This window comes from Desulfoplanes sp. PS50 (genome assembly GCF_053851535.1).
Map to the genome: position 1 here is coordinate 1 of NZ_JBSPZA010000018.1, position 24,888 is coordinate 24,888.

Consider the following 24,888-nt stretch of genomic DNA (forward strand, 5'->3'; position numbering starts at 1 on the left):
AGGCAGGCGGATTGTCTGACCGGGATAAATGGGTGCTGAGGGATCAAGTTCCGGGTTGAGCTTGTGGATACCTTCCATGATTTCAGGGATATTTTTTTCAGCAAAGCCCTGGTTGCGGATAATCGCGTAGAGATGATCCCCTTTTTCGACTGTATATGAGGTGAATTGTTTGCCTGGAGACTCTTTGGTGAACACAAGCCTTGGAGGAGCGGCCACGACGGGACCAGCGCAGAACCCCAGGAGGTAAATGACAGCCATGACAATGGTCACGGCGTTTTTACCGACCCGACCGTCTGAATGGGTGGCCCAGGGGAAGGTGACAAGGTGACGCATGGAGGTGATGATCTCCTTGAGGATTGATACGATCGCTGGCCTCTTTGGGGAAACAGAATGGTTTGGTACTGGTTACCTCTGCCACAATATCCTTGAGGATCTGTCAAAACAGATCAAAATGCAACGATAAATGGTCAGGCGGTTGACCCGGGAAAAACGAAAACGTATTTATGGCCGTCGCATGATCCGGGAAGCAACCCGGGCAATTTCATGGATACACAGCTTGGTGTCGTGTCCGTATGTCTGGTGACTCGTTACGAGAACCATAAGGAGAGACTATGTTTGTAGGCCTCAAGATGCTCAAGAAAATTCCGACCATAGGTCCGGATACCCTGGTGGTGGATGCCGATAAAATCATGGAGCAAAACCGGTTGTGGATGCTGATGGTCCTGACAGACGGTAAGCTGACAGGCTATGTGACCAAGGAAGACATCCGCGCGGCCCTGCCCTCTCCGGCCACGACCCTGAGTCGACATGAACTCAACTATCTGCTCGGGGAGATGACGGTGAAAGAGGTGGTCAAAAAGAACCCGCCGAGTGTGACTCCGGAAACCGACATCGAACGTGCCGCCCAGATCATGGATGAACACAACCTCGCCGGATTGGCGGTGGTCGGAACCAATCAGCAATTTCTCGGATATATCAGCCGCAGTGTCATGCTCGAGGTTCTCGTGGAGGAAATGGGACTTACCCAGCCGGGCTCACGCATCTGCATCGAGGTGGAGGACAAGAGCGGGGTCATGGCCAATGTGACCAGGATTCTTACAGAGCTCGGGGTGAATATCATCGCCACGGCCACCTTTTATCATGCCGGTGCGCGTATGCTCGTTTTCAGAATTGGGGTCGAAGATCCAGGGCAGGTTGTTCAGACCCTGACCGACAATGGCTACAATGTCGTCCGGCCGGAAGATATGGCCAAAGAGTGGGGAGTCAGCTGAAAATGACTTATTTTCAGTATCTTATCCAGAAAAGTCTGCCATAAAAAACAAGCAGTGATCCGTGAGGGCAGCGGGGGTGCGGCCTGTTCGGGCTGCGACCGCTACCTCGTACAGGACTCTTGCAAACAAAAAGGACCGGAAAACCGGTCCTTTTTGTTTGCAAGAAGCTTTTTTTCAGCGTATCAGCAAGAACAAGACCCGCTGCTGCACCCCGAACAACCCGAAGCGTCCATCTTCATGCTCGAGGAGACGGAAAAGCCGTAGTGCTGATCGAATTCCACCTTGATGGGTGCGGCTGTGGTCATCAGGGCCTTGTCGACCACAAAGGTAAAATCGCCAAAAGAATAGCTAGAATCGTTGTCTTTTTGCTCATCCAGAGCAAGTGCCAGGCGCGGCCCGCCTCAGCCGGCCGCCATGTAAACCCGAATGGGGGTGATATCCTGGTTTTCGAATTGTCGCTCGAGCTGTTCCTGAGCGGCCTTGCTTAATTCAAACATGGTTTCCCTCCTGTTTGGAAATAGTTGGCTGCTTGGTAAATTTCGGTTCGAGGTTTGTCAAATAGGTTGCGATGTGTTTTGCAATCGTTTGAGCTTCCTGACCGTTTGCAGCCTTTGGTCGTCGGCTTTATTTGGCCAAAACAACAAATAAGCACGGCAACGAGCTTGTCAATCGTTTTTTCGGACCCATGGTGATCCACTGACTTGCCTGTCAGGGATACGGATACTTTTCAGGAGAAACAGGATGCAGATGCCACGCGAACAGCTGTCCGTGCTGCTTATAGATGACGAAGAGCTCATCCTTGAAACGCTTGGCGATTACATGGCAGAACGAGGTTTCAATGTTTTCCTGGCCAAGGGGGGGGCGTGAGGGGCTTGAGACATTTTTCCGAGAAGCACCGGGACTCGTCCTCGTGGATCTGAGAATGCCCGAGGTGGATGGTATCGAGGTCATGGAGACCATCACCAGAAAATCCCCGGACACTCCGGTGATCGTTGTTTCGGGAACCGGGGTGATCCAGGACGCCATCGATGCGCTGCGTATCGGGGCCTGGGATTTTATCACCAAACCCTTGAGCAATTTCGCGGTGTTGGACCATGCGGTGAACAAGGCCCTGGAAAGGCGGCGGCTGATTCAGGAGAATCGCCTCTACCAGGAACATCTCGAAGAGGAGATTCGCCATCGCACAGCCGATCTCGAGCGTGAGATTTATGAACGCAAGCAGATTGAAAAAAAATTGCGGGAAAGTGAACAGAAGTTCAGGGAATTAAGTATCAAGGATGGATTGACCGGGCTCTACAACGCGAGGTATTTTTTCCGGCAGATAGAAGCGGAGCTGGAGCGGTGCACCCGTTACGGTCACACCCTTTCCCTCATTCTCCTGGATATCGATGATTTCAAGCTCTACAATGATACCTATGGGCACCTGAACGGGGACCGAGTTCTCGAATGTTTGGCGAGTGTTATCTTGAAAATGATCAGAAAAAATGACATTGCGTTTAGATACGGGGGGGAGGAATTCATTGTTCTGCTTCCTGAAACCGAGGCCTCTGAGGCGATCAATGTAGCAGACCGTATCCGGACCTGTTTTTCTCAAACCAACCAGGTCAGGCATGATACATCGACCCATGTCTATAAAACAATCAGCATTGGAGTGGCCCAGTACCAGTCAGGTGAAAGTTCCTCACAATTGATAGAACGAGCTGATAAATTTATGTATGCAGCCAAGTCCAGCGGCAAGAACAGAATTGTCAGTTCATAGTATCCGGCACAACGGGTGAGATGATATCATGACAGATGATACACCGCAAAGCGACCGTGGGACTCTTAAGCAATACGATGCCTTCAGCCACGCCCTTTTTGAAAAATCGGGTGGGGCTTTTTTTATCCTCGACGATCAGGGGGAGGTGGTCATGGTCAACGGTGAGGCCGCTTCCCTCACCGGCCATTCTCCCAGAGAATTGTCCACCGGCATGTTCCAGGATATCCTGCCTTCAGGCATGGTGGGTATTTTTCAAAGCCAGCATGCCCGTCTTTTTTCAAATGCAACCTCTTCCGTGGACTACAAACTGTGTCTTAAAACCGCTCAGGGCATGGTCAGGGAAATGGTGGTCACTGAATCGCGCATTCCGGATTCCCCCCATGTCATCCTTGCGGTCTGGCCGACTGCAGAAAGAGGGGAACTCCATGATACCCTCAAGGTGCAGATGACGATTTTTCAGCAGTTTCTGGCCAATTCGCCCCTGGCCACCTGTATGGTCGATTCGATGGGCAGGGTTGTTTTTGCCAACGAGGAGTTTGGCAGGCTTTTTGGTTATACACTCCTGGAAATCAAGGACCAGGGGTTGGAAATGCTTTATCCTGAAAATCACAAGAAAAGTGAAGCCCGCTTTCTTCAGGCCGTGCTCGCGGGTAAAACCGTCCAGGTCGAGGTGTCGCGCAGACGCAAGGACGATACCCTCATCCCTGTTTCGCTGACAGGCTACCCCCTTGTCATCGGTGGAGAACATCTTGGAGCGGTATTTTCGTATCGGGATATTTCCGAACGCAAGGTCTATGAAGATGAGCTGACCAGACAGGCACTCCATGATACCCTGACCCAGCTCCCCAACCGCGCCCTTTTCATGGAACGGTTGAGCTATTTTCTAAATCGCTGTCATCGGAAATCCTGTGCCAAATCAGTCGTTTTCATGATCGATCTGGACAGGTTCAAATTGATCAACGACAGTCTCGGACATCTCATGGGAGATGCCCTGCTTGTTAAAATCGCCAGAAGACTGGAGGGTTGCCTGCGTCCCCTGGATACGGTCGCCCGCCTTGGAGGGGACGAATTCGGCGTGATTCTGGATGACTATGAGAATAAACACGATGTGGTGCAGATTGCCAAACGCATTCTCGAAGAGATCTCCAGGCCGCTTTTCATTGGCGCTCATGAAGTGTATTCCGGCGCGAGTATGGGCATTGTCTTTGTGACCAGCGAGTATCAGCGGCCAGAAGACATACTCCGTGATGCCGATATTGCCATGTACCGGGCCAAGAGCCTGGGCCGGGGCCGTTTCAAGGTTTTCAGCAGGAATATGCATGAGAATGCCGTGGAAACCATGTCCCTTGAAAACGACATTCGCCAGGGTCTGGCACGACAGGAGTTTTCTGTCGCCTACCAGCCGATCATTTCTCTTGAATCGGGGATGATAACCGGTGTGGAGGCCCTGGCCAGATGGAACCACCCCACCAGGGGTGCCATCTCGCCGACGCGATTTATTCCCATTGCCGAGGAAAGCGGATTGATCGTCCCACTGGGCAAGACCATCCTGACCAGGGCCTGTCAGGACATGGTTTCCTGGCACAAACTCGCACCGGACAAGGCCCCCCTGCTCTTGTCCGTGAATATGTCCCCCAAGCAATTCTTTCAGCCCGACCTGGTGGATTCGGTGAATTATATTCTGGCCAAGACCGGGTTGTCCCCAACGTACCTGAAAATCGAGATCACCGAATCTGTCATTCTGGACAATGCCAAGGAGGTGATCCACAAACTCGAGACCTTCAAGAAAATGGGGATCAGATTCAGTATCGACGATTTTGGCACAGGCTATTCCTCCATGGCCTACCTGCAGAAGTTTCCGGTGGATCAGCTCAAGATCGATCTGAGTTTCGTGCGCGACATGCACATAAACAATGACAATCTGGAAATTGTCCGGGCGATCATCCGCCTGGCCCACAGCCTGCGTCTCAATGTGGTTGCCGAGGGGGTTGAGCAGTCCGTGCACAAGGATTTGCTCTCGTCCATGGAGTGTGATTTCGGGCAGGGGTATTTCTTTTCCCGGCCGGTTTCAGCCGAAAACATGGATCTTTTGCTTCAGGGGAAGGATTGATTGCGCATCTATCTCGTTGGTGGGGCTATTCGTGACGACCTGCTTGGAAGACCTGTCAGCGACAAGGATTATGTTGTCATCGGTGGGGATCACAAGCGTTTTCTGCGCAGGTTCCCCAGGGCCCGGAAGGTGGGGAGAAAGGCAGCCGTTTACTATCTGCATGGCGACGAATACACGATTTCTCCGGCAGAAAGCATTGAGCAGGATCTCCTGGCGCGGGATCTGACCATCAACGCCCTGGCCAGAGACCAAAACGGTACGCTCATAGCCCATCCCAAGGCCCTCGAGCACCTGGAAGAGAAGATTCTCTATCCGGTCTCGCGGGCCAATTTTTTTGCCGATCCGGCCCGTGTTTTCAGGGCGGCCCGTTTTGCGGCCTGTCTGCCGGATTTTTGTATGCATCCCGAGCTGATTGCACTCATGCGCGAGGTGGTTACTCAAGGGGGCTGCCGCACCCTTGCCGCAGAACGGGTGGGCAACGAATTGCTCAAGGCTTTGTCCTGCCCGGTACCCAGTCGCTTTGTACGTTACTGCGAGCAGGCAGGGGCATTAGGGGACTGGTTCAGGGAGCTTGAGCCGGCCGCAAAAATTCCCGCAGGACCATTCCCCTATCACGATGAAACGATTTTGGAGCATCTGTGTCAGGTCATGGACCGACTTGCCGGGGACCGGTTTCTCGTCTGGATGGGACTGTGTCACGATTTGGGCAAGATAGTGACCCCGTCGTCCTTGTGGCCCGCACATCATGGCCATGACAGGGCAGGCGTCACGATAGCCCGGGATATGGGAAGACGGTTACGTCTCCCCGCACAGATGATTCGGGCCGGGATGGCAGCGGCCAGGTGGCATATGGTTTTGGCCCGATATCACTCGTTGCGTCCCGGCACGCGCGTGGACCTGCTTTCCGCTGTGGGATCAGAGGATCTGCTTGCTGCATTGTGTGCCCTGGTGGTTGCGGACGGGGGGGAAGACATGAAAAAGCAGGTTCTTGAGGATTTCAGGATCATTGGCAATGTCCACCTTCCTCTATCATGGCAGGGGCGCGGCGTTCGCTCCGGAGAAAGACTGCGGGTACTCAAGGCGCAGGCGCTTGCCGACCGTTCGCGTGTTTGCCCATAGATTGGCGTCTATCCGGTCATATGCGTTTTATGACACGACTTCCTGTATCTTTGTCCCCCGCCGGGTTCCAATGAGTATTCGGGTCTGTTTTGACATAATATGTTTTATATGGGTTTCAGTGTATTGAGAAATCCCATTGACGCAAGTCGTGGTTGATACTACGGCTTCAAATATTCTTGCGTTATACTGCAGGGAAAAGGTCCAACAGACTGCTTGCTTGGCTACCATGAAGACCTCCGCATCCATGTCGGTGATGATGTCAAACCACATGGACTCGGAATGTATGAAGGTTGTGTCGCACACAGGGATTTTCCCTCTGACCGGTCAAATTGTGGTCATGTGCGACTCTGATTTTCGTTGTCAGAAGGATGTAACGGGTCACTGGCTGATTCAAAAAAGTCTATGGGAGATGTTATGGTGTTTGGAAGATTGATACTAACCATGTTCTGGGTTTTGGGATGTATGCTCGTGACCGGGCCATCCTGGGCCGGAGACTATGTGGGTTCGAAATCCTGTGCCGATTGTCATGAAGAGGAGCATTCCACTTTCGTGAAATATTCCAAGAAGGCACATTCCTGGAAGGGCGTCGAGAAAATGCTGCCCAAACTCGAGGTCGAGGAACAAAAAACCTGTTTCAACTGCCATACCACCGGATACGAGAAGGGCGGTTTTGTTTCGTACGCCAAGACTCCTGAACTCGCTGACGTAGGGTGCGAGACCTGTCACGGGCCCGGCAGGGAGCATGTTGAAAGTGGCGGAGACCCCGAGTTGATTACGCACAAGCCGAGTATAAGCAGCTGCAGCAGCTGTCACAATTCCCAGCGCGTCCAGGATTTCAACTACAAACCCCTGCTCTATAGCGGCGCGCACTAGGAGGGACCATGAATATATTCAAGAAATCCCTCAACGCCAAGATCGGTCTGCTGGTTTCCTCCCTTTCATTTCTTGGTTTTGCGGTTGTCGTTGGACTGGCCATTTACTGGCAATATACCGGCATGGTCGGCCAGCTCGGGGACGGTGTGAACCGGTCTGCTGAACTGCTCATGCACGCCATCGAACGTCCCATGATCATCGGTGATGATGATGCTACGCGCAGTGAAGTCATGGATGTTGCTGAAAAATTTCCCGACACCAATCTTTTTCTCACCGATTTCAGGGGTAATGTGACCTATAGTACCGATCCCCAGGCCCTGCGCAAGGATTTCAACGGGTACTACAGTGATCCGCACGTGGCAGATTTCGCCCTCGAGGCCATTGAAAGCCAGATGGCTGACAATGCCCTGATAGGTGTGGACGGCAAGGATCTCTTTGTCCGTTCCATCTCCATCATGAACGCCCCCTCATGCTATCATTGCCATGGCGCGTCCAAGGAGATTCTTGGAACCATGGTTTTTGTCCAGGATGTCACCAGCCAACTGGGGACCATCAACAATCATATTTTCAAGATCATTCTGGTCTGCATTGTCGGCCTTGTCGTGCTGATCGGGTTGGTAACCAGATTCATACAGGTCGGGGTGATCAAGCGTATAGCCACTATCGTCGGTGCCTCCCACAAAGTGTCCGAGGGAGATTTCTCGGCCAGTTTTGACGACGGGTCTCCGGACGAACTGGGTGTTCTTTCAGATAATCTGGGAAAGATGGTCGATACCCTCAAAGAGCAGCTTGGTTTTTCCAAGGGTATTCTCCTCGGGATGACGGTTCCCTGCTATGTGGTTGACACGGATGAAAAGATCACCTTTGTGAATAGGGCTACCCTGGAGCTTATCGGGGTGGAAGGAAATCCCGGGGATTATGTGGGAACCTCCATTGCCGAGTTTTTGTATCAGGATCCCAAACATCCCACAGTAGTCGGCAGGGTCATGCGGGAAAGGGTGGTCATTGAAAAAGAGCATATGGATGTCAACAACCGCAAGGGACGCGAGGTCTATGGGCTGATCGATGCAGCTCCCCTGCATGATCTGGACAACAAGCTTATTGGTGCCTTTGCCCTGATTACGGATCTTTCGGAAATCCAGGCTCAGCAAAAAACCATTGAAGAGCAGAACGCGATTATTGCCGACGCGGCCAAGGATGCTCACAATATTTCCGGAAGTGTTGCCCAGGCGGCTGAAGAACTGGCTGACCAGGTCGCCCAGGCCAGTCGGGGCGCTGATGAACAGCGTGCCCGGATCACGGAAATGGCCACGGCCGTGGAACAGATGAACGCCACGGTCATGGAGGTTGCCCAGAACGCTTCCGAGGCGGCTTCCAATGCCGATCATACCAAGGAACAGGCCCAAACCGGCATGACTGATGTCAATCAGTCTATTGCCGCCATCAGTACGGTTCAGAATCGTGTCCATCAGATGAAGATCCATATGGACGGATTGGGACTGCAGTCTGACGAGATCGGCAAGATCATCAACGTGATCAATGATATCGCCGATCAGACCAATCTGCTCGCCCTGAACGCAGCCATCGAGGCGGCCCGGGCAGGTGACGCTGGAAGAGGGTTCGCGGTCGTTGCCGACGAGGTTCGTAAACTGGCGGAAAAGACCATGTCCGCAACCAAGGAAGTAGCCTCGGTGGTCCACGGTATTCAGAGCGGGACCAAGACCAGCCTCAAAGAAATGGATCTGGCCAACGAGGAAGTGGAAAGGACGGCCAAACTCGGCAAGCAGGCCGGATCGTCCCTGGAGAAGATCGTGGGGTTTGTCGATGCCTCGGCCGACCAGGTCCGGGCCATAGCCACGGCATCGGAAGAACAGTCGGTCTCCTCGGAACAGATAGCCCGTTCGGCCGAAGAGGTGAACATCATCGCCTCGGAAACCGCCCAGGCCATGAACGAATCCACCAACGCCGTGAACAGTTTGTCCCAATTGGCCGCCGATTTAAACAAGATTATCGAGAGAATGCGCAGATAGGCCGTCTGGCTGTGGACCAGCGTGCCTCACAGGTAGCCGGTTCTCGACCAGTTCATTGGGATCACCATGATCAGTTCATTCCCCGGAATCACAAGGATGATTCCGGGGAATGTTTTTTGATGCGTTGGTTGTCCTTGAAGGTGAACGGCTGCTGGGGTAAGCGAAAATGTCATCACTATGTGCGTACGATGATCATAGTATTTCAACCACCAAGGAGAAGATGACCATGATAACCCGTGAAAAGGCCCTGGAGCTTTTACAGGCCAATATTCCTGAAAAAAATCTCATCAACCACAGTCTGGAGTCCGAGGCCGTATTGCGTGCTTTGGCCCGGGAAAAGGGACAGGATGAGGATCTCTGGGGGTTGGTCGGACTGCTGCACGATCTGGACTATTCAAAGGTTGCCGATACGCCTGAAAAACACGGCCTGGTCGGGGCCAAAATGCTCGAGGGAGAGCTTCCGCAAGAGGCGCTCTACGCCATCCGGGCCCACAACGACATGACCGGGGTCGAACCGAGAACAGAGCTGGATTTTGCCCTCAGGTGCGGGGAGACCGTGACCGGACTCGTTCACACCGCTGCCCTGGTCAGACCCACGCGTATGGAGGGAATGAAGGCCAAGAGTCTGAAAAAGAAGATGAAGGACAAGGCCTTTGCCGCCTCGGTCAACAGGGATACTATCCGTGAGTGCGACAAGATCGGCCTGGAACTCGGGGCCTTTTTGACCCTGGCCATCGGTGCGGTCTCTGAAATCGCCGATCAGGTCGGTCTCACTGACGAGGGCTGAACCCATGCAACCCGGATGCAGAACCATTCTTGGCAATCGGCTCGAGGATCTAGTGGATCGTCTGGCCGCGAACATGGGTCGTCCTCTGGACGATCCCCTCGAGCCGGAGTGCGTCATTGTCCAGAGCCAGGGAATGGCCAGGTATCTTTCCCTGGAGCTGGCCACGCGCTGGAATATCTGCGCCAACATGAGCTTTCGGTTTCCAGTGGTCTTTTTTTATGACCTTTTCCGGATGCTGCTCGAGGACACTCCCCTGGAGTATCCCTTTGCCAAGGAGAAGATGAACTGGGAACTCATGGATATCCTGCCCGGGTTTGCCGAACACTCCCACGGGGGGCCGGTTGCCGGGTATCTGAGCGACGGCCGGGGTCTTAAAATGTACCAGCTGGCCGAAAAGATCGCCTATCATTTCGACCAGTATCTTATCTTTCGACCGGAGATGATCCATGCCTGGGAGCGGGGTGAAACCGTGTTCAAGGATGCCGCGCACGAGGTCTGGCAGGCATCCCTGTGGCGGGAATTGACTCGCCGCCTCGGTTCGACCAGCCACCGGGCCGCCTTGACCCGGCGCTTCCTGGATCGTCTTGCCTCGGTGGATACCCTGCCTATGGGATTTCCCCACCGGATTGCCATTTTCGGCATCTCCAGCCTTCCCCCCATGTATCTGGACATCCTCCGCGAGTTGGGCAGGCACATTCCCGTTGATCTCTATCTTTTGAGCCCCTGCAGGGAGTACTGGGCGGATATCGTCCCCCGCAAGGAAAAGGCGCGTCGTGCTTTAAGCCCGGAACATGCGGGTGGGGCAGAACCGCTTGAAACAGGTAACGACCTGCTCGCTTCTCTCGGACGACTGGGAAGGGATTTTCAGGATCTGCTCATTGTTCATTCGTTACTTGAGCAGGATGAGCAGGTTTTTACAGATCCCGGCAATGATACGCTGTTACGCGAGGTCCAGGGCGATATGCTGCGCATGGAAAATCCACCGGAAAGGGGCCGCGGGGAGTTTGTGATCGATGATTCCGTGCGTATCGCCTCCTGCCACAGCCCCATGCGGGAAATGGAGGCCTTGCACGATCATCTGCTCGATCGGCTGCAGCACCGCGAGGATCTGGGTCCTGAGGATATCGTGGTCATGTGTCCGGATATCGGTGCCTATGCCCCCTATATCCAGGCCGTGTTCGGGGCACGCAGGGATGAAAAAACGTTTATCCCCTTTCATATCGCCGATCAGACCAGGGAAGAGGAGCATCCTGCGGTCAGAGGATTGTTTCAGGTTCTCGATCTGACAGCTTCCCGGTTTGAAGCCTCTGCGGTCCTCTCCCTGCTTGACGTCTTTCTTTTCAGGGAAAAAGCAGGACTTGATGAGGACGATGTAAACGCAATCCGTGAATGGGTGGCTGCGGCCGGGATCAATTGGGCCGTGGATGGAGAATTCAAGCAGAAGCTCGGTCTGCCCGGTTATCGTGAGAACACCTGGGTTTCCGGGATTGAGCGCATGCTTCTCGGGGTGATGATGCCGGGGGGGATGTGGGAGACGGAAGAAGGGAGACGGGAGAAGGGAGACGGGAGAAGGGAGACGGGGGGGGGCGTGATTGTTCCCTTTGATCTGATCGAGGGGGGGCAGGCCGAGGTTCTTGGGCGGTTTGTGGAGTTTGTGCGTGTTCTGTTCGCTCATGTCGGCAATCTGGAGCATCCCCGTTTAGCAGAAGCCTGGCGGGAGGATCTCACGAGGCTGATGAATGATCTGATGCAGGCCGGGGAGGGCCTCGAAGAGGGGCTTTTGGAACTGGTTACCGGGATCGAAGATGTGTTTGCCAGGGCTGAAGCGAGCGGGTTTACAGGGGATCTGGATTTTTCAACGGTCCGGTATCTGCTCAAGGGGGCCTTTGGTGATACTGCTTCGGGGGGCCGTTTTCTTTCCGGCGGGGTGAGTTTTTGCACCTTGCAGCCCATGCGCAGTATTCCCTTTAAAATTGTCTGCCTGGTCGGTCTTTCCGATGGGGCGTTTCCCCGTCAGGACCGCTCTCCCGGGTTCGATCTCATTCGCGCGTCCATGCGCAAGGGCGATCGTTCGCTGCGCATGGACGACAGGTATCTTTTTTTGGAGGCCCTTATCTCTGCCCGGGAGGAAATATATTTTTCGTATCTGGGCCAGGACGTGCGGGATAATGCGAGTCTTCCCCCAAGTGTGCTTTTAAGCGAGGTCATGGAGTATCTGGACAGCTACTATCCCGTAAAACAGGGAAAACTTTCACACCAATTGACCGTCAAACACCGGTTGCAGGGGTTTCATCCCTCCTATTTCGATGCTGCTTCGCCGCTTACCAGTTATGTTGCCGACAATTTGCAGGGCGCGATACAACTGCTTGAGCCCAGGATATCCTCTCCCTTTATTCAGGGCGATCTCGGTCAGTCGGATGCGCCTGATCGCGACCTCAGCCTGGATGCGTTTATCGGATTCTGGAAAAATCCGGCCAGATTCCTGGTTACAAATCGTCTGGGCATTACCCTTGGCACAACGCAGGAAGGCGTGCGGGATGTGGAGCCGTTGGAGCGTCTCGATTCTCTTGTCAGTTATTTGATGGGGCAGGACCTGATACATGCGGATCAGGCTGTGCTGGAGCATGCCTATGTCCGGGCCCGGGGAACCAATGTGCTCCCTCCGGGAAATATGGGACGGCAGGAGTTCGAAGGATTGTACCGTGATGTGGCGGCCATGCAGGCGGGCATGGAAACGATTACCGGCGGGGAAAACAGGCTTGAACCCTTATCCGGGACCATTGTCTGTAAAAATCATGATATTCAGGCCGTACTTGGTGATGTCTTTTCAAACGGACAGGTGCTCGGACGGTTTGCCAAGGCCAAGGCCAAGGATTTTTTAAGCGTCTGGATCAAGCACCTCGTGGTGCAGCTTCTCGCGCCGTCCATAACAATGCGCACGACCTGGATGGTTGCCAGGGACGGGATATGGCGTTTTGATCCCCTGGACGATGCCCGGCCCATTCTCGAAGGTTTGCTGACCCTGTTTGATCAGGGGCAGCATGAGTGTCTTCGGTTTTTTCCGACCGCATCCCATGTTTTTGCGGTGGAAAGCGCAAAGGGTATTTTTCGGGCCCGCGCAAAGGCCAGGGAAAAATGGCTGGGATCGGATTATTCGCCCAGTGAAAAAGATGATGCGTATTTTTCCCTCTGTTTTCGCGATGTGGACGCCCTTGACGAGCGTTTTGAGGAGTTGGCGACCTCGGTATTCGGACCCGTGGTGGATACTGTGAGCAAGGAAGGATGACCAGAATGAAGGCCGAGACACTCGACATCTCCACCGTGGTCCTGGAAAAGACCAATCTCATCGAGGCCAGCGCCGGGACCGGAAAGACCTATGCCATTGCCGCATTGTATCTGCGATTGATCCTTGAACAGGGACTGACCGTGCAGCAGATTTTAGTGGTCACCTACACCAAGGCGGCAACTGCCGAACTCAGGGATCGGATCAGGGGACGCTTACGGGACGCATCGTTGTCCCTGCAGGCGGATGAACAAAGCGAAGAACCGTTTTTGCGGGAGCTTGTCGCACGGGTTCGAACCACTGGTGAACAGGATCTCGCCCTGAACAGACTGACACTCGCCCTGCAGAGTTTTGACGAGGCCGCGGTCTTCACCATCCACGGATTCTGCCAGCGGGTGCTCACTGAAAATGCCTTTGAAAGCCAGGAGACCTTTGACGCCGAGATCATCACCGATCAGTCGGGATTGATACATGGTATTGCCGAGGATTACTGGCGAATGCATTGCCTGGGAGTATCGCCCCTGTTTGCAAAATATCTTCTGGGCAATGAAAAAAAATTCTCCTTGAGGATACTTTGTTCGCTGGCCCAGACCCTTGTCAATTATCAAAAAACCGTGATCGAACCCCAGGGGGACGCGCCGGATACCCGCAAACTCGAGGATATATACAGCAGCAGATTCAAGGATGCGCGTGCAATATGGGAGCAAAGCAGGGAAGAGGTTCGGGAAATCCTTTACAAGCACTCATCCCTGAAACGGCAATCGTACAACGTGAAATCTGCTGTCCCCAAGCTGGTTCGGGGTCTTGAGATCCTTTTTTCTGAAGAGCCGACCCTGGCCCTGCCGGAAAAGTTCGAGCTGGTGACCCGGTCCTTTCTGGTTCCCGGAAAAGGATGCAAGGTACGAATGGAGCCTCCTGAACATCCTTTTTTCGAGGCCTGTGACCATCTTGGAGCGGCACACGTTGAACTCGAAAAAGGGTTCACGGATCGGATCGTCTCCCTCAAGGTCGGATTTGCCGCCTACCTGGCCCGCGAATTGGCCGCACGCAAACAAAAGAACAATGTCTACGGGTACGATGACATGCTTCTTCGGGTCAGAAACGTGCTCAGGGACGGGAACACTGTGTTGCAGGATGTTGTCAGGTCCACATATGCGGCCGCACTCATCGACGAATTTCAGGATACCGATCCAGTCCAGTACGACATTTTTTCGACCCTCTTTTCGACCCCCTCGCACATCCTCTTTCTTATCGGCGATCCCAAGCAGGCCATCTACGGGTTCCGCGGGGCCGACATCTTCACGTACATGCAGGCTGCAAATCGGGTCGACCGCGTCTATACCATGGATACCAACTGGCGCTCCGAGCCAGGACTTCTGCATGCGGTCAACCATGTATTCTGCCGGATGACCCTTCCTTTCGTGTTTCAGGAAATCGGATTTGAATCTGTGCGTCCGGCTCCCAAACCCCGGGGCCGTCTCAATGTACACGCCGGGATGGAAGACTTTTTTTCAAGCGAGTTCCCGGATCGACAGGATCTCGCACAGGCCTTCATCCGGGCCGCAGAAAGCCCCTTGCATCTCTGGTTTCTGGACAAGGAAACCCTGGCCCCGAACAGCAAAGCGGAAATCCCCAAGGAAACCGCGGTACAGCGTCTGGCAGAGGGGATCGCTGCCGAGGCCTCCCGTCTCGTGCGCATGGGACGGCTGGGACTTGTCACCGTGGGAACGGACCAGGAGCCTGTCGAACCCAGACATCTGGCCGTTCTGGTACGAACCAACAAACAGGCCGTCACTGTCAAGCATGCCCTTGAGAAGTGCGATCTTCCCGGTGTCATCGCGGGAAGCGGCAATGTCTTTCATACCGACGAGGCCCGGGAAATGCTCCGTGTCATGGACGGGATTGTCGAATGCGGGACACCTTCCCGGGTCAAATCCGCCCTGTCCACCCGGATGCTTGGGTTCGATGCGCTCATGATCGACGCGTTGCAGGATGATGAAGAAGAGTGGGACCGGATTCTGACGGATTGTATCGCCATGCGAGCCCTTTGGGTCACTCGGGGGTTCATGGGTTTTTTTTCGGTCCTGATGACCACCTTTGAAGTCCGTCCCCGTCTTCTCGGCATGCAGGCGGGAGAGCGCATGCTGACCAATGTCCTCCACCTCATGGAGATTCTGCACACGGCCGAGCAGGAGCATGGGCTGAATATGTCCGGTCTGCTGACCTGGTTTGCCGACCATTGCAGTCGTGACGACGACACGAACGAAGAACATCAGCTTCGGCTTGAAAGCGACGAGCTGGCCGTGCAGATCGTGACTATCCACAAGAGCAAGGGGCTGCAGTATCCGGTTGTTTTTTGCCCGTTTCTCTTCGAAGGGGAGCGAAAAGACTCCAAGGTCCTGATTCATGATCAGACCAGCACAACCAGTCTGCTGGATATGAGCGATCCCGCATCACCCAAGCGCAAAGAGATTGCATCCCGGGAGGCCCTGGCCGAAAACATGCGTCTTGCCTATGTGGCCCTGACACGGGCCGAGTCGAGGTGCTATCTGGCGTGCGGCAGGATCGGCTCGGGGGAGTCTTCCGCCATGGCCTATCTTTTTTCGGGATATCGGCCAGGTGAAAACTTCGAGCTTAGGGAACTTGTCGATACCTGGAAAGGGATCGACAACGGGCAAATGTTCGAGGAGCTTGGAAAACTCGAACACGAGATCAAAGAATGCAGCGTGTACCCCATGCCTGAAGCAGCCGGGAAATCCGCGGTTTGTTCGGACGTGAGACTGCGCGCGCGCCTCGAACTGCCTGCATTTTCGAGGACCATTGAACAGCGGTTTGGGATCTCCAGCTTTTCCTCCCTGGTCAGGGGAAAGGAGCATACGGCCCGGCCCGGTTTTGACGAACCTGTGGAACCCTCGTGGGAGATCGGCGAGAGGCAAGAGGATTCGTTTTTTTCTTTTCCCAAAGGCGCGGGACCTGGAACCATGCTCCATGACGTCCTTGAGCATCTCGATTTCACGTCTAGGGATCCGGAAGCATCGGCACCATTGATTCGGGAAAAACTCCAGCGTTACGGCATGGAGGAAAAATGGACCCCGGTTGTGACTGCGGCCATGCAGGAAGTGATCAGCGCGGATCTCGGGTATGGATTTTCTTTAAGTGAGATAGGTAACGCCCTGCCGGAAATGGAATTTCACTACCCTTTGAAAGAGGTGAGTTCTCATGGATTGAATGATCTGTACAGAAAGTGGGGACACACCCTGCCTGAATCCTTTCCCGCCCGCATGGACGGGCTGCGTTTTTCCCAAAGACAGGGATTCATGCTCGGATTCATCGACCTGGTCTTCAGATACCAGGGCAAATGGTATCTCCTTGACTGGAAGTCCAACCATCTGGGCAATGATTTCAACCACTACAGCCAGGACCATCTGACAAAGGCCATGGCCGAACACATGTACTTCTTCCAGTCACACATCTATGCCGTGGCCCTGGATGGCTATTTGCAAATGCGTCTTCCACAAACCTATGCGTACGAACGCGATTTCGGCGGCATCATCTATGTCTTCCTGCGCGGGGTGAACGCGAAACTGGGTCCAGAATACGGAATCTACCGGGAGAAACCCGAACCCGGATTTATTCGGGAATTGTCGGATTATCTGATCGGGTAAAGGCAGGGGGCTTTCTCCCTGTGTCAGGAAAGATGTTGAGACACTTTCAAAAAAGAAGGAATAGGGGCGCAGTAGTCCGCAGTGCCCCCACAGTGCGCAGTACGCAGTGCCCCGTAGTACACAGTACGCAGTGCGCAGTGCGCAGGGAAAAGATCCGGAAAAGGGACAAATTTTTCAGGGTTCGACAGGATAGTTTCAGAAAAGGGAGACCTGTTTTTTGGGATTCGACAGCTTTTGCTGATCAGTGATCAGCAGCGTCATTTTTCGTGTATCAATTTTTACTTCCAGGGATGTTTTCGTTCTTGGGTCTGGGAATGAAGGTATGACAACTGATCGGTCTCAACTCGTTGTTTTTTCCAATTTCGTGGTTCGTCTGAAACAAACCGGTTTGTTTTCGGCTCTTGATATCCATCTGGCTTCTTTTGTCTGTCGGCTGGAGAACGTGGATGATTCCCTGCTCGCGCTCAGTACGGCCCTGCTCAGTCGTCATACCGGACAGGGGAATATCTGTCTCGATATCTCGGCGGTCGATCCCGCTCTGACGCGTGCGCTTGAAGATCACGGGATCGTTTTGCCGGATACAAAAGCGTGGGCAGAGAAACTGCGGTATTCGCCCGTGGTCGGTCTGCCGGGCGAGGATCTGCCGCTTATTCTCGACGGGTCCCGTTTGTACATGAAGCGCTATTTTGATTATGAAAACGATTTGGCATCCGATCTCGTTCGATTGGCTCGGGACCGGGTCGTGGGCATCGATGGCGCGTTGTTGGGGCGGGGGTTGAACAGGTATTTTCCGGACACGGAAAACGGCGGGTTCTGGCAGAAGGTGGCCGGATTTGCCGCAGTGACCAAAAGACTGTGCGTCATCTCCGGGGGGCCGGGCACCGGCAAGACGACCACGGTGGCCAAGATTCTCGCCCTGATTCTCGAGCAGACCAGGGAGCCTGTGCGTATCGCCCTGGCCGCACCCACGGGCAAGGCGGCAGCGCGTCTTGGAGAGTCGTTGCAGGGGATAGGAAAGCGTCTCGATCTGCCCGAAGATGTGGTCGAGCGCATGCCCACCTCGGCCGTGACCCTGCATCGCCTCTTGGGGTGGATTGCCGGAAGTCCCCGATTCCGGCACGACCGGGACAACCCACTCAACATCGATCTCCTTGTCCTTGACGAGGTTTCCATGGTCGATCTTCCGCTCATGGCCAAGACGGTTCAGGCCCTGCCGACTCATGCACGACTCATTCTTTTGGGCGACAGGGATCAGCTCGCGTCGGTTGAGGCCGGGGCCGTGCTGGGAGACATCTGTGGGCGGGATCGGCTGGAGGTGTTTTCATCCTCCTTTGTCCGTGATTATGCCCGAACCGTCGGCCCGGGAAACAATCCAAAAGAACCGCTTCCCCGGCAGGGTCAAGGAACAGGGCTTGTGGATGCGGTCGTACCGCTCACAAAAAGCTACCGTTTCGGCGAAAAAAGCGGGATCAAGCGTCTAAGTCTTGCTGTGCGAGATGGTGACGCTGCCGGGGCTCTCACTGTCCTCACATCGCAACTGTCCGACATCTCCTGGATCAACACCCGAAACGCAAACGACCTGTCAGAGGCTGTCAAATCCATGGTCGAGGAGGGGTTTCTGCCTGCCTTTGCCTCGCACGACGTCATGACAAGGTATGATCATCTGCAGCGATTCAGAATCCTCTCTCCGGTCCGTGAGGGTATGCGCGGTACCGTCAATTTGAACCGCATGGTCAGGAAGTTCCTTGAAACCCATGCGGTCATGGAAGCCCGCATTCCCTGGCCCGACGGACTTTTGGTCATGGTTGCTGCCAATGACTATGCGGTCCGCCTCTACAATGGCGATATCGGACTCGTTGCCCTTGATGACGAAAAACGGCCCCGCATCCACTTCCCGGACCCGGACAAGGGCGGCATGCGCTCCATCGCCCCGGTACGCCTCCCGCCATATGAACCCGCCTTTGCCATGACCGTGCACAAGAGCCAGGGTTCCGAGTTCGACCACGTCCTCTTGGTGCTCCCTGAAACAGACCTCCCCGTGCTGACAAGGGAACTTCTCTACACCGCCATCACCCGGGCCAGACAAAAGGTCACCCTGATCGGTGACCCCGAAATCTTTGCCCGGGCTGTAGGCCGCGGGATTGAACGGGGATCGGGGTTGGGGGAGAGACTTCACGGTTTGATGTGAGTGAAAAGTGTCACATGCAGGTGGATGGTTACGGTGCAAAATGGTCATACCAATGTATTGGCAGCGAGTATGCCACACGTGCCTCTATCTTGAAAAAGGTTTTTCCCGTCTGCAGGCATTATCGAGAGTAAGCAGGCCGCATCTCGTTTTCATCTTGACGGCTGTCAGCAGCTTTTCCTGCTTGAAGAAGTCTGACCCTTCGCGAGGGGCCACCAATGGGCAGAAATCCGTATGTTTTTTTAGAATTTATTATATTGTTTTAATATGTTGGCTTGCCTAAAAGAGAATGGTCCAATTGATTATTTTGTCTTGAAAATGACTTGTTTTTAGTCTAATAATTTTTTTAACAAACTTTTTTTTATTTGATTGACTGCTCATGCGAATAACAATTAAAAGTCATTTCATCTCATTTCACGTTTTTCAGACGGAGGGCTCCATGAAAACAAAGGTGTTGTCAGGCATAGCGTTCGTACTTGCGCTCGTGTTTTTATGCTCAGGAACAGGTTTGGCGGCTATAGACGATGCCGCACTGAACCAATCAAAAGTTGCTGTTGCAGCTGCGGCACGGGCCGGTAACACGGTTGCCCTTCAACAATTGGTTGAACAGGGAGTGATGGCCCAGGCAGGACTTACTGCTGCCGAGCAGACCGAAGTGGTGGCGGCATTGGTGGCCGAGGCCATGCAGAATGCCCCGGCAGGCCAGCAGTCAGATGTTGCAGCCGCAGCTTCCTCAGGTGCAACCAGAGGTGCTGTTCAGGCCGCCTCTGCAGCCGGGCAGGATACTGCTGCAGCCGCCAAGGCCGCTTCTCTGGGAGCCAGTAAGGGTGCTGTTGAAGCTGCCGCAGCTACAGGACAGGACACTGCTGCAGCTGCCCGGGCCGCTTCTCAAGGTGCCAGCCAGGGCGCGGTTGAAGCCGCGGCAGCTGCAGGACAGGATGTTGCAGCTGTTTCCCAGGCTGCTGCCTCCGGGGCCAGTCAGGGGGCTGTTGAAGCCGCTGTGGCCACCCAGGGCGAGGCTGCAGCCGCAGCTGTCAGTCAGGCTGCTGCAGCAGGCGCTACTCAGGGTGCGGTTGCCGCCGCAGCAACTACAGGCCAGGATGCTGCGGCTGTCAGTCAGGCTGCTGCTTCCGGGGCTACCCAGGGGGCCAGCCAGGGTGCTGCAAATGCCGGAGCCAGTGCGGAAACTGTAGAGAGTGTCGCCGCCACCGCCAGCGCCGGGGCTACCGAAGGGGCAGCACAGGCTGCCGAAGATGCTGGAATCGACGCTGAGGCTGTGGCTGAAGCCGCATCCCAGGGCGCAGAGGAAGGGGCTGCTGTCGAGCCCGAGGCTGTCGAAGAGGCGCCAGAGGCTGAAGAAGCCGCGGAAGATCCAGGTCTGCCACCTACCGATGACGCTGATGATGAGGAAGAGGATGAGGATTACGACGATCCCGCTTCGCCGGCTGCATAATGATTTGCTCTGTGGCTGAAAGCCGGCAACCGGCTTTCAGCCGCTTCTTGATCAGTTTGTTGTTTGTTGTTTCAGCCATGTCGTGATCCAGTTTGCTGCACGGGTTCGAAGTTTTGCATTCTCGGGCGGTATGACAGAGAGCATTGTCGAACTATCAGGATAAAGCCTGGCTGTGTAGGAAAGTGCCTTTTTCCAGTTTCTCCCACTAAGGGCCAGGCTGTGATGAAAAAGGGTCTTTGAAAGATTAAGAGAATCTGATCGCTTCTTGGGTAACGAGTTGAAAATGTTTGCCAAGGGGTGGGTAAGGGGTTGTGGTGATTCTGCAATAGGTGTTTTGCTGCGCCACATCCAGTATTTTGCACTTTGAAACAGGGTCTCACCGTCTCTGGGTCGCAAATGGGCGGCCATTGTAAAGGCCATGCCCGCCTGTCCATAGAAGCGGTTGCGTACTGAGGGCTTTTGGTATCCAAGAGTCGCGTAGGTGCTGCCCAGTCGCCTCCACCATCTGCCTTCAAGGGGATTGAGGGCAAGGGCTTTTTCCAGGGCTGCACGGTGCTTGTCTAAGAGCGCCTCTTGAGAACCGATGGCTCGGGCAAGCTTGTAGTGAAATACCCCGTTGTGCGGGCTGAGTTCAATGGCTCGTTTAATGGATTGTTTTTCAGGTTGTTTGATTCGTTTCAATGTAGAATTTCGTTTGGTCGAGCAGTGAGCCTGACTCGCAGCGTGCTTAAACGAGATGGACATGCTCCAGGCTATACAAACGAATGCAAACAAATAAAGTATTCTTGTTGTAAGTTTTTTCATGACAATGGTTGCTTGTTAGGGGTTCGTGTGAAGAATTTCTTTTCGTACATCTCTTCATATCGATACGCATAGTAACCTGGAAGATGTTTGTCAAAGATAGTTACATTTGACCAAGCATGCGTTTATCTCATATAACGCTTTGTTCGCAATTATACGTTCAGCATTTATCAAGGGGGATTGTTATGGTTCGTCGGCGTTCAGAATTGCTTTTTACGATGATCTGCATGATCGGTGCGGTTTTTCTGGCCCAAAATGTTTTGGCGGCTGGAAATATTCAGATCGGACAGATCAAGGTTTTGCCTCGTGTGAATTACAAAGGCGAGTGGGAATCAAATATCTATCAGACAAAAGATGATGAAAAAAGTGATTACCTGCATCACATCGGTGCGGGATTGGGGCTTGATTACACGCGTGACAAGGACAACTATCTGCGTATCGGCTATGATGCCGTGAATGTCCGGTATAGCGAATACGACAAGAACAACTACTGGAAGCACAATGTTCTGGCCACGGCCGGATACAAATCACCCATCGGGTTCTATGCCCTGTTCTCTGAAAGATTCAACCAGTCATCCGATCCTTATGACGATGATGATGCCTACTCCAACGATGGTGACATCACCAAGCGCTGGACCAACGATGCCAAACTTGGTCTGGGATTTGAATTCAGTGACCGCATTCGGACCGAGGTCTATTACAAGAATTATATAAAGGAATTTCATTCTTTTAGTGACAAACACAAGGACCGGATGGAACATTCCCCGGGCATCATCGGGTATTACAAGTTCATGCCCAAGACCTCTGCATTGTTTGAATACCGGGCCACGTTTACAAAATATACCGAACAGGAAAGTATTTCAGACAATAACGAGAATTACGATGACAACACCTCGCAGGACTCCACGTATCATCGTGTTTTTGTCGGTCTGCACTGGGACGCCACAGCCAAGATCACCGGTGATCTGAAGCTTGGTTGGGGCTACAAGGACTATGACAACGACAAGGACAATAACGGCAACGATTACGACGACGACAGTTCCTGGATCGCGGAAACCAGGCTTGCCTACCAGCTTTTTCAGAAAACAAGCCTTCGGTTCAGGCTGATTCGTGAAGACAAGGATGACACCAATGGTGAGTCGAGCGGATACGAGCACACCAAGGTCGGCATCGGTTTCGACCAGGGCATAACCGATCAGTTGAAGGTTGTTGGTGATTTCGACTACACCCTTGATACCTTTGATTATGATGCTAAAGACGATAACGATGTCGATATTTATAACGCCAAAATCGGGCTGAACTACGATTTCAATGAATGGCTCGGGGCGGGTATCGCCTACAATTACAGGGACAAGTCAAACAGCGCCGGCTGGAAGAAGAATGACGACTACACCGACCATATCTGCAGCTTCAACGTAGGCGCACGTTTCTAATGCGGCCAAGCCGCAGTTTTAAGTTTTAGGTTTTAGGTTTTAAGTTCAGAGGGTTATAGATTTTTCTTTAACAGAATCTTCTGAGTAAGATACTAAAGAATGCATCGAATCCTGCATGATTCTTTTATACTACTGGCGAGATAGGAGGGGTATCGACCTGTCCGTCATCCACGACAAAGCCTATCCTCGAGAGGATAGGCTTTGTCGTGATGGGTACCTGGTTCGTAGCCATGGTTTTGACTGCCGTCTTGCGCGTGGAACCGGCTCATGCGGCCAGGCCGCAGTTTTACGTTTTAGGTTTTAAGTTTTAAGTTCAAGCAGTTATGGAATTTTCTTGTTTTTTTATAGCAGACTTTCGCGAGTAAGGTACTAATGCGGCCAAGCCGCAGTTTTAGGTTTTAGGTTTTAAGTTTTAAGTTCAAGCGGTTATAAAATTTTCTTGTTTTTTATGGCAGACTTTCACGAGTAAGGTACTCAAGAGTGGCGGAAGTCGCCTACCTAGGTGCAAGGCAAATTTGTTCTTGTCCAAGTACCTGGAATAGAGTGGCCGGCTTGCCCCATTCCGGGCGGTTTGACTGTCTGACCGAGCCAGGCATCGTTCATCAAGCCGTTGCCGGACTTTTTGCCGAAAAACCATGCTCTTATGGAGCAACGGCTTGATGGTACGAGGCCCGCGAGGGAGTTTCAAAGCGCCCGGAATGGGGCAAGCCGGCCATGAGAACAAATCAGCCCTGTACCTAGATGTTTCAGACTTGATGTTTGAAGAAAAATAGAGGATGTTTGACCTTGGTTGCATGAGAAATCAGCACAGGTTTCACTCTGTTCGGATAGTCGAGGGAAAATTGGGTGTTGGTTGAATCTATTCGATACAGTTCAGGTAGCGGTTGATCGCGGTCTGCGTGATACGACCGCTTGCTAACTATCAAGGAACGATGATGAAGCAGGTATTGGTATTTTTGGGTTTTGTCCTTTTGGTTTCAGGGTGCGTTGCAGGTAGCGGACAGGTTGTTCGGGTCGAGTCGCAGCCGGCAAATGTCGAAGACGAGCTTTCCACGACGCTGGACGAAACTGAGCTGCAAAGGATTCAGGATTTCAAGAAAAGCCGTCAGGAAGAAGTCGATCCTCAGCTTTCCATGGTCGCCCAGGGGGCAACCCGTCTAACCGCCCGCGAGTACGCAGCTTCTCCTGAAGGCAAAAGGGGCGTTTCAAGGGAATATCGTGTTGGCGGTAATGATGTACTAAGCGTTTTGGTCTATGAGGAAAAGGACCTGTCCCGGGAATCCATCCGGGTTACTTCTGACGGGTGCATCAATTTTCCCTTGATCGGTACCCTTTCGGTTGCCGGCAAGACTACCGCACAGATCGAACAGCTCATCTCCGACAAGCTGACAGAACAGCAATATCTCATCAACCCCCATGTCGGGGTCAAGGTGCAGGAGTTTTTGAGCAAAAAAGTCTTGGTCATGGGCTCCATCGAGGAACCCGGAACCTATTTTCTGCATGAAGAAGAGACAGTTCTTGATCTTATCTCCCGTGCCGGAGGAGTCGATTTTGCCGAGGGAGCCAATCGCATCAATATCTTGAGGGTCCAGGAGGTCGATGGGCAGGATAAGAAGTTCATCATCGACATCAATTTGCGACTTCTTCTGCAGGGAAGCGATCCGGTGTCCAATCTTTTGCTCAAGAACAAGGACATCATCAATATTCCCAAGGCAGACAAGATTTTCGTTATCGGCCAGGTCAACGAACCCGGGGATTACATCCTCAAGGATCGTGATATCGGCATTGTCGAGGCCATCGGTATGGCAGGCGGGTTCACGCGCATTGCCGCTGCCAATCGGGTGCATATTATCCGCACCGAGGATGGTGTCGACAAAAAGTACACGGTCAATGTGGACATGATCACTGAGGAGGGCAAAAAGGGCGAGGATATTGTCCTAAAGCCCAATGATGTCATTGTGGTACCTGAGAGCTATTTTTAAGCACGGACCAACGTTACAGGCAGCGTTTGGGGTTACAACTCCAGGCGCTGTCTGCTTTGATACCAGCTCCTTTCAGGTGGCAAAATACTTCGCATGCTCCCTGCTTTTTTTGAACCCGCTTCGTCCGAGTGGGCTGT

17 protein-coding genes are annotated in these 24,888 nt (G+C 53.4%); 14 read left to right on the forward strand and 3 right to left on the reverse strand.

Features of this window, described 5'->3' with window-relative positions; genetic code table 11:
• The coding region (locus ACTVJH_RS09210; protein WP_455989650.1) for a LysM peptidoglycan-binding domain-containing protein at window positions 1-333 on the reverse strand (333 nt) is incomplete at its 3' end.
• 278 nt (window positions 334-611) lie between these two features.
• Between ACTVJH_RS09210 and ACTVJH_RS09215 the strand changes: the two genes are divergently transcribed.
• On the forward strand, window positions 612-1,271 hold the full coding sequence (locus ACTVJH_RS09215) for a CBS and ACT domain-containing protein (protein ID WP_455989652.1): 660 nt from the start codon (window positions 612-614) through the stop codon (window positions 1,269-1,271).
• A 182-nt stretch (window positions 1,272-1,453) separates the two neighbouring features.
• Here ACTVJH_RS09215 and ACTVJH_RS09220 read toward each other — a convergent pair whose 3' ends face one another.
• Complete coding sequence (locus tag ACTVJH_RS09220; protein WP_455989654.1) at window positions 1,454-1,768, reverse strand: IscA/HesB family protein; 315 nt, start codon at window positions 1,766-1,768, stop codon at window positions 1,454-1,456.
• A 244-nt stretch (window positions 1,769-2,012) separates the two neighbouring features.
• Here ACTVJH_RS09220 and ACTVJH_RS09225 point away from each other — a divergent pair, with 244 nt between their 5' ends.
• The 11 genes from ACTVJH_RS09225 (at window position 2,013) to ACTVJH_RS09275 (ending at window position 20,535) form a co-directional block, all read left to right on the forward strand.
• Window positions 2,013-2,138, forward strand: coding sequence for a hypothetical protein (locus tag ACTVJH_RS09225; RefSeq protein WP_455989656.1), 126 nt, complete (start codon window positions 2,013-2,015; stop codon window positions 2,136-2,138).
• A complete protein-coding gene (locus ACTVJH_RS09230) occupies window positions 2,110-3,030 on the forward strand; it encodes a GGDEF domain-containing response regulator (RefSeq protein WP_455989658.1) in 921 nt (306 codons plus the stop codon). Before ACTVJH_RS09225 ends, ACTVJH_RS09230 begins: the two co-directional genes overlap by 29 nt.
• Window positions 3,031-3,058: 28 nt before the next feature.
• Window positions 3,059-5,140, forward strand: a complete 2,082-nt coding sequence (locus ACTVJH_RS09235; RefSeq protein WP_455989660.1) for an EAL domain-containing protein — start codon at window positions 3,059-3,061, stop codon at window positions 5,138-5,140.
• Entirely contained in the window at window positions 5,141-6,259 is a 1,119-nt protein-coding gene (locus tag ACTVJH_RS09240) for an HD domain-containing protein (RefSeq protein ID WP_455989662.1), read from the forward strand.
• A gap of 414 nt (window positions 6,260-6,673) precedes the next feature.
• Window positions 6,674-7,132 carry a multiheme c-type cytochrome gene (locus ACTVJH_RS09245; protein WP_455989664.1) on the forward strand — a complete coding sequence of 153 codons (459 nt, stop codon included), beginning with the start codon at window positions 6,674-6,676 and terminating at the stop codon, window positions 7,130-7,132.
• Window positions 7,133-7,140: 8 nt separating this feature from the next.
• Window positions 7,141-9,162: a methyl-accepting chemotaxis protein gene (locus ACTVJH_RS09250; protein ID WP_455989666.1), complete on the forward strand. Its 2,022-nt coding sequence runs from the start codon at window positions 7,141-7,143 to the stop codon at window positions 9,160-9,162.
• Window positions 9,163-9,388: 226 nt separating this feature from the next.
• Window positions 9,389-9,949 (forward strand): HD domain-containing protein, encoded by a 561-nt coding sequence (locus ACTVJH_RS09255; protein ID WP_455989776.1) that lies wholly within the window; start codon window positions 9,389-9,391, stop codon window positions 9,947-9,949.
• 4 nt (window positions 9,950-9,953) lie between these two features.
• The gene (gene recC / locus ACTVJH_RS09260) at window positions 9,954-13,235 is read left to right on the forward strand and encodes an exodeoxyribonuclease V subunit gamma (protein ID WP_455989668.1); all 3,282 of its coding nucleotides are present in this window, start codon (window positions 9,954-9,956) and stop codon (window positions 13,233-13,235) included.
• The gene (recB, locus tag ACTVJH_RS09265) at window positions 13,232-16,897 is read left to right on the forward strand and encodes an exodeoxyribonuclease V subunit beta (protein WP_455989670.1); all 3,666 of its coding nucleotides are present in this window, start codon (window positions 13,232-13,234) and stop codon (window positions 16,895-16,897) included. The genes recC and recB overlap by 4 nt, the downstream gene beginning before the upstream one ends.
• Before the next feature lie 322 nt (window positions 16,898-17,219).
• A complete protein-coding gene (gene recD, locus ACTVJH_RS09270; protein WP_455989672.1) occupies window positions 17,220-19,085 on the forward strand; it encodes an exodeoxyribonuclease V subunit alpha in 1,866 nt (621 codons plus the stop codon).
• A gap of 436 nt (window positions 19,086-19,521) precedes the next feature.
• Window positions 19,522-20,535, forward strand: coding sequence for a hypothetical protein (locus tag ACTVJH_RS09275; RefSeq protein WP_455989674.1), 1,014 nt, complete (start codon window positions 19,522-19,524; stop codon window positions 20,533-20,535).
• Between the two features lie 51 nt (window positions 20,536-20,586).
• Here the strand turns inward: ACTVJH_RS09275 and ACTVJH_RS09280 are convergent, their stop codons facing one another.
• Window positions 20,587-21,339 (reverse strand): hypothetical protein, encoded by a 753-nt coding sequence (locus ACTVJH_RS09280; protein ID WP_455989676.1) that lies wholly within the window; start codon window positions 21,337-21,339, stop codon window positions 20,587-20,589.
• Between the two features lie 224 nt (window positions 21,340-21,563).
• Here ACTVJH_RS09280 and ACTVJH_RS09285 point away from each other — a divergent pair, with 224 nt between their 5' ends.
• On the forward strand, window positions 21,564-22,769 hold the full coding sequence (locus tag ACTVJH_RS09285) for an outer membrane beta-barrel protein (protein WP_455989678.1): 1,206 nt from the start codon (window positions 21,564-21,566) through the stop codon (window positions 22,767-22,769).
• Between the two features lie 932 nt (window positions 22,770-23,701).
• Complete coding sequence (locus tag ACTVJH_RS09290) at window positions 23,702-24,751, forward strand: polysaccharide biosynthesis/export family protein (RefSeq protein WP_455989680.1); 1,050 nt, start codon at window positions 23,702-23,704, stop codon at window positions 24,749-24,751.
• The last annotated feature ends 137 nt before the right edge of the window (window positions 24,752-24,888 follow it).

Excerpts from the sequence above, each read along its gene's own strand:
- ACTVJH_RS09215 (WP_455989652.1), top strand. The coding sequence starts at position 612 with ATGTTTGTAGGCCTCAAGATGCTCAAGAAAATTCCGACCATAGGTCCG.
- ACTVJH_RS09225 (WP_455989656.1), top strand. The coding sequence starts at position 2,013 with ATGCAGATGCCACGCGAACAGCTGTCCGTGCTGCTTATAGATGACGAA.
- ACTVJH_RS09230 (WP_455989658.1), top strand. The coding sequence starts at position 2,110 with ATGTTTTCCTGGCCAAGGGGGGGGCGTGAGGGGCTTGAGACATTTTTC.
- ACTVJH_RS09235 (WP_455989660.1), top strand. The coding sequence starts at position 3,059 with ATGACAGATGATACACCGCAAAGCGACCGTGGGACTCTTAAGCAATAC.
- ACTVJH_RS09245 (WP_455989664.1), top strand. The coding sequence starts at position 6,674 with ATGGTGTTTGGAAGATTGATACTAACCATGTTCTGGGTTTTGGGATGT.
- ACTVJH_RS09250 (WP_455989666.1), top strand. The coding sequence starts at position 7,141 with ATGAATATATTCAAGAAATCCCTCAACGCCAAGATCGGTCTGCTGGTT.
- ACTVJH_RS09255 (WP_455989776.1), top strand. The coding sequence starts at position 9,389 with ATGATAACCCGTGAAAAGGCCCTGGAGCTTTTACAGGCCAATATTCCT.
- recC (WP_455989668.1), top strand. The coding sequence starts at position 9,954 with ATGCAACCCGGATGCAGAACCATTCTTGGCAATCGGCTCGAGGATCTA.
- recB (WP_455989670.1), top strand. The coding sequence starts at position 13,232 with ATGACCAGAATGAAGGCCGAGACACTCGACATCTCCACCGTGGTCCTG.
- recD (WP_455989672.1), top strand. The coding sequence starts at position 17,220 with ATGACAACTGATCGGTCTCAACTCGTTGTTTTTTCCAATTTCGTGGTT.
- ACTVJH_RS09275 (WP_455989674.1), top strand. The coding sequence starts at position 19,522 with ATGAAAACAAAGGTGTTGTCAGGCATAGCGTTCGTACTTGCGCTCGTG.
- ACTVJH_RS09280 (WP_455989676.1), bottom strand. The coding sequence starts at position 21,339 with ATGAAAAAACTTACAACAAGAATACTTTATTTGTTTGCATTCGTTTGT.
- ACTVJH_RS09285 (WP_455989678.1), top strand. The coding sequence starts at position 21,564 with ATGATCGGTGCGGTTTTTCTGGCCCAAAATGTTTTGGCGGCTGGAAAT.
- ACTVJH_RS09290 (WP_455989680.1), top strand. The coding sequence starts at position 23,702 with ATGATGAAGCAGGTATTGGTATTTTTGGGTTTTGTCCTTTTGGTTTCA.